General features: G+C 44.0%; 1 pseudogene. It reads left to right on the plus strand.

Features of this window, described 5'->3' with window-relative positions:
- Nucleotides 1–270: pseudogene (locus tag AB4486_RS25385) on the plus strand (hypothetical protein); the annotation flags it as partial.
- Nucleotides 271–302: the final 32 nt, after the last annotated feature.

Here is a 302-nt window from a genome sequence, read left to right on the forward strand (position 1 = left end):
AAAACTAAAGTCGATTCAATAGCTGTTCAAACTTCGGAGTACTCTCTAAATGCATTAGAGCAAGAGAAGAAACAGCATGAAGGCGAACTGGCGATTACTCTAGGCGAGATTGAGGAATACCAATCGTTGTTAACGCGTTTCCCAAACAACAAGCAAGATATGCAGCCGCTATTTAATGCAGCAAGAGAACGCTCAGCCAAGCTATTAGGCAGAATTAATGCACTAACCAACTGGATGCAAGTCGCCCAAAGTAAGGTTCCTCAATGTTAAGAGCATGGCAAGCCGAGTGTGCAGCTCAAGCT

It is taken from the genome of Vibrio sp. 10N.222.55.C6, assembly GCF_041473395.1.
GTDB lineage: Bacteria > Pseudomonadota > Gammaproteobacteria > Enterobacterales > Vibrionaceae > Vibrio > Vibrio crassostreae_C.